This is a genomic window from Pseudodonghicola xiamenensis DSM 18339 (genome assembly GCF_000429365.1).
GTDB classification, from domain to species: Bacteria; Pseudomonadota; Alphaproteobacteria; order Rhodobacterales; family Rhodobacteraceae; genus Pseudodonghicola; species Pseudodonghicola xiamenensis.
In genome coordinates, this window is the sequence record NZ_AUBS01000069.1 from 1 (window position 1) to 5,759 (window position 5,759).

General features: G+C 60.5%; 6 protein-coding genes. 3 read left to right on the forward strand and 3 right to left on the reverse strand.

The genetic code is table 11. From position 1 onward, the window contains the following. The coding region (locus G455_RS25150; protein WP_035367197.1) for a transposase at positions 1 to 137 on the reverse strand (137 nt) is incomplete at its 3' end. 413 nt (positions 138 to 550) lie between these two features. Between G455_RS25150 and G455_RS0121825 the strand changes: the two genes are divergently transcribed. From G455_RS0121825 to G455_RS0121835, 3 genes are read left to right on the forward strand one after another with little or no spacing between them, the layout of a single operon-like run. Continuing rightward, positions 551 to 1,318 (forward strand): hypothetical protein, encoded by a 768-nt coding sequence (locus tag G455_RS0121825; protein ID WP_028095569.1) that lies wholly within the window; start codon positions 551 to 553, stop codon positions 1,316 to 1,318. Further along, positions 1,315 to 3,537, forward strand: a complete 2,223-nt coding sequence (locus G455_RS0121830) for a hypothetical protein (protein ID WP_028095570.1) — start codon at positions 1,315 to 1,317, stop codon at positions 3,535 to 3,537. Before G455_RS0121825 ends, G455_RS0121830 begins: the two co-directional genes overlap by 4 nt. 14 nt (positions 3,538 to 3,551) lie before the next feature. Next, positions 3,552 to 4,562: an ATP-binding protein gene (locus G455_RS0121835; protein ID WP_028095571.1), complete on the forward strand. Its 1,011-nt coding sequence runs from the start codon at positions 3,552 to 3,554 to the stop codon at positions 4,560 to 4,562. A gap of 448 nt (positions 4,563 to 5,010) precedes the next feature. On the opposite strand, the gene G455_RS26580 is transcribed toward G455_RS0121835, so the two are convergent. Together G455_RS26580 and G455_RS26585 are read right to left on the reverse strand one after the other, a co-directional pair. Next, positions 5,011 to 5,160, reverse strand: a complete 150-nt coding sequence (locus G455_RS26580; RefSeq protein ID WP_154664463.1) for a hypothetical protein — start codon at positions 5,158 to 5,160, stop codon at positions 5,011 to 5,013. A 182-nt stretch (positions 5,161 to 5,342) separates the two neighbouring features. Beyond that, on the reverse strand, positions 5,343 to 5,513 hold the full coding sequence (locus G455_RS26585; protein WP_154664464.1) for a hypothetical protein: 171 nt from the start codon (positions 5,511 to 5,513) through the stop codon (positions 5,343 to 5,345). Positions 5,514 to 5,759: the final 246 nt, after the last annotated feature.

Sequence of the window (5,759 nt, forward strand, 5' to 3'; positions counted from 1 at the left end):
CGTAACCCATTGCGGTTGACGAAGATTATCCCGCTCAGAACACGACGATCATCGACCCGTGGGCGGCCATGGCTCTTCGGAAAAAACGGCTCGAGCCGCGCCATCTGCTCGTCGCTCAGCCAGAAAAGATTGCTCACCACACCCTCCTATAGTTGGAGAGCGTGAATCACGCCGCCAGTGGCGCCGCAAGCCGATTAATGGGTCCTGAGCCTAATGGGGATCAGGGGTTTCTTGGAAAGCTGGTGTTGGTCAATCCGGTGAAGCCGCCTGGAGGCACCACACCTGGATCGCCGGATTTCCTGGTCTGGCTTCGAAAAGAAGCTGAGGATCGTGCCATTCCTTTAGAAATCTGAATTTCAGGTGGGCTTGGTCCACAACCTTCTCGAGCCGGGCTCTGGTGCGTTTGAGGAAAGCGCATAAATCTTCGATCAGCAGCACCGCTGGAAACAAAACCTGGGCGATAGCCCGTAGCCGAAATCGCATCCAAGGCCCGCCAGACGGAGCCGGGTCAGGAACTCTGGATTCATCGAATCCGGGGAACGGAGAAGTTATGTTTGATCACGATGGCACATCTGGCGCCTATTCCCATGTAGGGGGCGATTGCCCAACCGGACGCGTGTCTCGGATCAGCCCGCCTTCGGTGGCAGATCCAGACCACCCCTTCCAGGTCCATCGTTCGCACTTGCAGAAGATGGAACTCGGCAAGTCACGTGGCAGCTCCAGGCTGTCCTTCGTGACGCGCCTGCACCGCAGGGCCGTGATGCAGGAGTTCTGGTGCGCCTCGATGGAAGAGGCCGAGGTGAAGAAGAACCTCGCGGCCCATCCCGGCGTGCTGAACTTCAAGGAGCAATTCACGCGTGTCGACTTCGTGGATCTGGACGGGGACGAGAGCTACACCAAGATCGACACCCACGTTCTGCTGGCCTCCGGTGAAGAAGTCCTGATCTCGGTCAAATACGATGAGAAGGCCCGGCGCGCTTCCTATCTGGCCGAGGTCGCAAACATCGCGGCGCAGTGCTCGCGGGATGTCGCCGATCGGTTCGTGGTACTGTCCCGCTATTCGTTCCACCCGGCGTGGCGGGACTGCGCCGAGAAGATCCACTACGCGCGGCGGGGCTGGGACCCGGAAGCAGACCGCATCGTTCTGGAGGCGGCGAACGACCTGCCTCCTCGGTTCACGCTGGATCGGTTGATCGAGGCCTCCCGGCTCGACAACCGGGGGTGGCGTGCGGCCGTCCGGCTCATCGGGGATGGCGACATTCGCAAACACCCGCTGGATCGGTTCGAGAGTGGCCTCGTCTGCGAGGTGGCGGCATGACCTATTTCGCGGGCCTCAAGGCAACGGATCGAGTCACTTTCGAGGGAGCCGAAGTCACCAGGACCAGCGAGGTCAGGGATCGCGGCAGCGAGATCGTCACGCATTATCTGCTGTCGGTTCGGAACCCCGAGCATGGCGTGAATATCCGCAAGTTCCGGGCGGACGAGATTCCATATCTGCTCGAGAGCGAACTGCTGATTGTCGAGCGCGGCTACTACAGCCCGGCACAGCAGATGGATCGCGCCATGTTCGGCGCGGACGAGATGTTCGGGGCCACCAAGAAACGGCGCGCGCGCATTGACCTGATCATGTTCCTCTGCCAGCGGATGTCTCACTACCGCGAGCTCGGAATGATCTTGACGCGCGATGGGGTGCAGACCTGGCGTGCCAAGTTGGATCGGGACTACAAGTCCTATCAAGCCCGTCGGGATTATGGGACGGAAACTGCGAATGCGACGCAAAGCCTGAAGCCGCTTCCCAGCAATGACACTCTGCTTGAATACTATCGCAAGTTCCGAAAGGGTGGTCAGAAGGCGAAGGTGTTTTGCCCTCCGCGCGCTCGATCGGAGGATTTGGACGAACAGGCGGTTGAAGACCTGAACTTCGTTCTGCGGTGCCTGCAACAGTATCTGAATCCGGCATTCTCCAAATCCGAAGTGGCCGCTGACACCGTCTCGGAAGTCGAGAAAGAAAACGAGCGTCGCCGCGCCGCAGGCTTCCCGGTGCTGATCGACGTGAAGTCGGCCAGGACCTATGAGCGATGGATCGACAAATACCTGGACCCGTTCACGGTCACCGTCAAACGCGAGGGGCTGGCGAAGGCAAAAGCGAAATTCCGCAGCGTCGAGCAGGGACTGAAAGCCAGCTTTCCGGGAGAGCTGGTCATCTTCGATGCTTGGCAGGTTCATGTCCTGTCACTGGACGTGTCGCGAGCGGCCTGGAACAACATGACGCCCGAGCAGCGCACCAAGGTAAAGCGTGTTCGCCGCTGGGTCGTCGTTGCGATCGATGTCGCCACGCGCATGATCCTGGGGTTCGCGTTCTGCCCCGCGCCAAACCAGGAGGCCTCGCTTGCCTGCCTGCGCATGTGCTTTGCCGACAAGACGCCACTCCTCAGGGAGGCGGGGCTCTTCAAATCCTCATGGGACAACAGGGCTCCTATCCACATGGTTTCGACGGACTCGGGGAGCGAGTTCGGAAAAAACCCTTTTGGTGGGTCAAGGTTCGTCGAGGCGGCTCGGATCCTGTCTTGCTCACTTCTGAATGCCGTGACCGGCGTGGCCGAGCTTCGCGCTCACATCGAACGCCTGTTTCGCACCTTCGAATTGAAATGGGCGCGGCATTTGCCGGGCTGGACAGCCGGTGCGCCCCATTTGAGAAATGATCGGAATCCTGGGCGCGAGGCCTGTCTCACGGATGATGATCTGCATCGCCTCTTCGTCACATTCGTGGCGGATTACAACGCATCGCCCCACCGCGGTCTCGGCGGAGCGACACCATCCGGGACATGGGCGAAGCTGTCGAAACATGAACAGTTCGATCCCTTCGCGCTGCCTGGGTCTCAGGCACTGCGCGAAGCTTGTGGCAGTTCCCATGCCGTTGGCGCCTCGGAAGCCGGCATCCGGTTCGAGGGGCTGGTCTATTCGAATGACTTCATCCGTAACCAGCGCAAGGCGCCGGGCGTGGACAGGATCGCCCAACCGGGGGAAAAGCTGGAGATCATCGTCGACCCGATGAACCTCGGGGCGATCTCGGTCGTTGCCAAGGACGAGCTGATCTCCGTTCCCTGCCTCGACGAGACCATGCCTGGAAAGTCACTCGCCTGGTGGAAGGCGGAAAAGACCCGGCGCAAGGCTGAAGCCGCACTTGATGTTGCCGATCACTCCGAAGCGCAGTCTGAAGCCCGGGAGAGTTGGCGCGGGGAGGCAAAAGCCATCGCCACTTCTGCCGGCGTCACCATGGAAGGTCGCGGCGACGAGGAGGCGGCGCGTCTTCGCAAGGAACTGGAGTTCGGCAAGGGCGCGCATGAAAAGCCCTTTGTCGGCCGCGACGAGTTCATCGATCCGCTGCAGACCGGCTACGCGACCGGTTCCAGTGGCAGTCACACCGCATCCGCGCCCACGCCCTCATCCGAGGCCGAGGCCGCCGAACACCCCGATGGAGCAGATCCTCTCGATCGCTTCCGCTCCAATGGCGCGCGACGCCGCCCAAGATCCTGATCCGGAGATAATCCATGACCACAAATGAAGCCCTGGCCGTGATGGAACAAACGCGCACCAAAGCGGCCGCAACCACTGCATTAGACACCTTCTTCTGTGAAACCGGGACCTACCGCATGATCCGCGAGCGGGTGTTCGGCGTCCTCGAGGCGCGGGAGATCCGGCTGGCGCGCGGGCTTTACGAGCAGAAAGGGGCGGCCTTGATCGGCCCTGCCGGGAGCGGGAAGTCCACGATGATGGCACGAGTTATCCGCGAATACGAGGAGACGGCGGTCGCCACTGGCGGCCGGGCCTTCGGCCACAGGATCGTCAGTGCCATCGTGCCTGGCAAGGCGAGCGTGAAGGACACATGCTGCGCCATCCTCAGAGAAATCGGCTACCCGACCCACGGCAACCGGACCGAGAACTACCTGATCGACTGCCTGCGGACACAGCTTCAGAATCATCGTATCGCGGCCATTCACCTCGATGAGGTCCAGGACGCAGGGCGCTACGCGACCGAAGAGACGATGTCTGCCTTCGCGAAGCGGTTCCGCAACCTGATGCAGGTCGGACCTTGGCCGATCTCACTGATCATGACGGCGACGTTGGAGGCAAAAAACCTGATCAATCAGGATCCGACACTGTCGCGGCGACTGCGTCCTGTCGAGATCCTGGCGATGACGCCCGCAATCGATGGCCCCGCTCTTCGAGACGCGATGACAGAGCTCCTGGGACGATCCGGCCTGACCGACGATGGCCTGTTCAGTCTCGCAGAATTCATGCCGATCATGATGCACGCCGCAGCCTATCGGTTCGGTCTGGCCGTCGAGATCACGATCGAAGCGCTCTCAGAGGCGATGGAAATGGGGGATGCTCAGGTCACCCTCGATCATTTCGCCGAGGCCTATTACGTCCGGACCAACTGCGACGACGAACTCAACCCGTTCCTGTCCGATCACTGGTGGGGGATCGATACGACCCGTGCCATGGATCGTTTCTATGAAGAGAAGAAGGAAACGAAGAAGCCGCGCAAACGGAAGTAATCAGCTTCCTTCCCCATCAATCCGCTTGAAGGTCGCCCCCTGGGCGGCCTTTTTCTTTGCCTGCTCGCCGCAGGGGCCTCAGGACAGGCCGGGAAAACGATGTCGAAAGACGGGTTTTCGATGTCGGCAGAACGGTATTCGAGATGTCGGGCAAAAACTTAACACATTGACTATAAACAATATAATTTTGTGCCGGAGCGGCCTTTGGATGTCGAGCAATAGCCAATGCACCATAAGCTTGCACGATTTGGCGTTTTTCATGCACACCCCCTGTCAAGAGACTTGGGGTGCCGTATCGAAGGTTTCTTCTAGCACACTGGGATGGAACGGTATTTCAGCATATCCCTGTAGCGGCGCGGCGGATTTTGGATGTTCATGCTGCAGATAATGGACAAGAAATTTCTCTGACAGGTGGCTTTGGCCCCGCGCCGGGGTTTCCCGGATTCCTCTAGTCCTTCAATTCGCCTTGCTGTCTCCCTGACCGCCCTTCAAGCTCAGCGATGCGTGCTTGCTGCTTGGCGATTGCCTGGCGCAGGAGGCTGGCCTCCGCCGTCGCGCGTCCCAGCAGCTCGAATAGCTTTGCGACCTCAATATCCATCATGATCTCCTAGGGTGTAAGTTGCGATCAGGACGCCATCGACGCGCAGATCGTGGAGGGGGTGCTGAGCGCTGAGGATTATCTCCTCCGATGTCGCCCAGAACGTGACCCACATCGACAGGCCAGCATCGTTGAGATAGCTGCAGGCGAAGGGCTTTAGCTGGCCGATGGGGGGGGGAGGATCATGAGTGAATATCCGGCCAGGCGATCACCGGCAGCGCTGCGACCACCTCGGCGGGCGTCGGCGCCGGGATTGTTCCGGCCTCGACCTCTGCCAGCATCGCATAGGCCGCCTGCCAGACCTGATCGCGCCAGGATATGAACGTGGCGACCTCGGCCGCCCATTGCGGCACGGTGCTGTTGGCATAGCCCGCCAGATGCGCCGCGCTGTTGTAGCTGCGGCTTTGAGCGATCGCCTCGACATGGGCGTCGATGACAGAGATGCAGGCCGCACGGAGAGCAGCGGATTGTTCGGCCGCGGCCCTGGAGTGCCCCCATCGAGTGGTCCAGTTTGAATGTTAATGCATGGTCGGCCTTTGGTCTATCGGGACGATGCTCTTCGGCGCTGGGGGCCGGTAGCCCAAAGAGCTGTGCGGTCT

What these genes read in the sequence shown, in the direction of transcription:
- G455_RS0121825 (WP_028095569.1), top strand. Translation starts at nt 551, where the DNA reads ATGTTTGATCACGATGGCACATCTGGCGCCTATTCCCATGTAGGGGGC.
- G455_RS0121830 (WP_028095570.1), top strand. Translation starts at nt 1,315, where the DNA reads ATGACCTATTTCGCGGGCCTCAAGGCAACGGATCGAGTCACTTTCGAG.
- G455_RS0121835 (WP_028095571.1), top strand. Translation starts at nt 3,552, where the DNA reads ATGACCACAAATGAAGCCCTGGCCGTGATGGAACAAACGCGCACCAAA.
- G455_RS26580 (WP_154664463.1), bottom strand. Translation starts at nt 5,160, where the DNA reads ATGGATATTGAGGTCGCAAAGCTATTCGAGCTGCTGGGACGCGCGACG.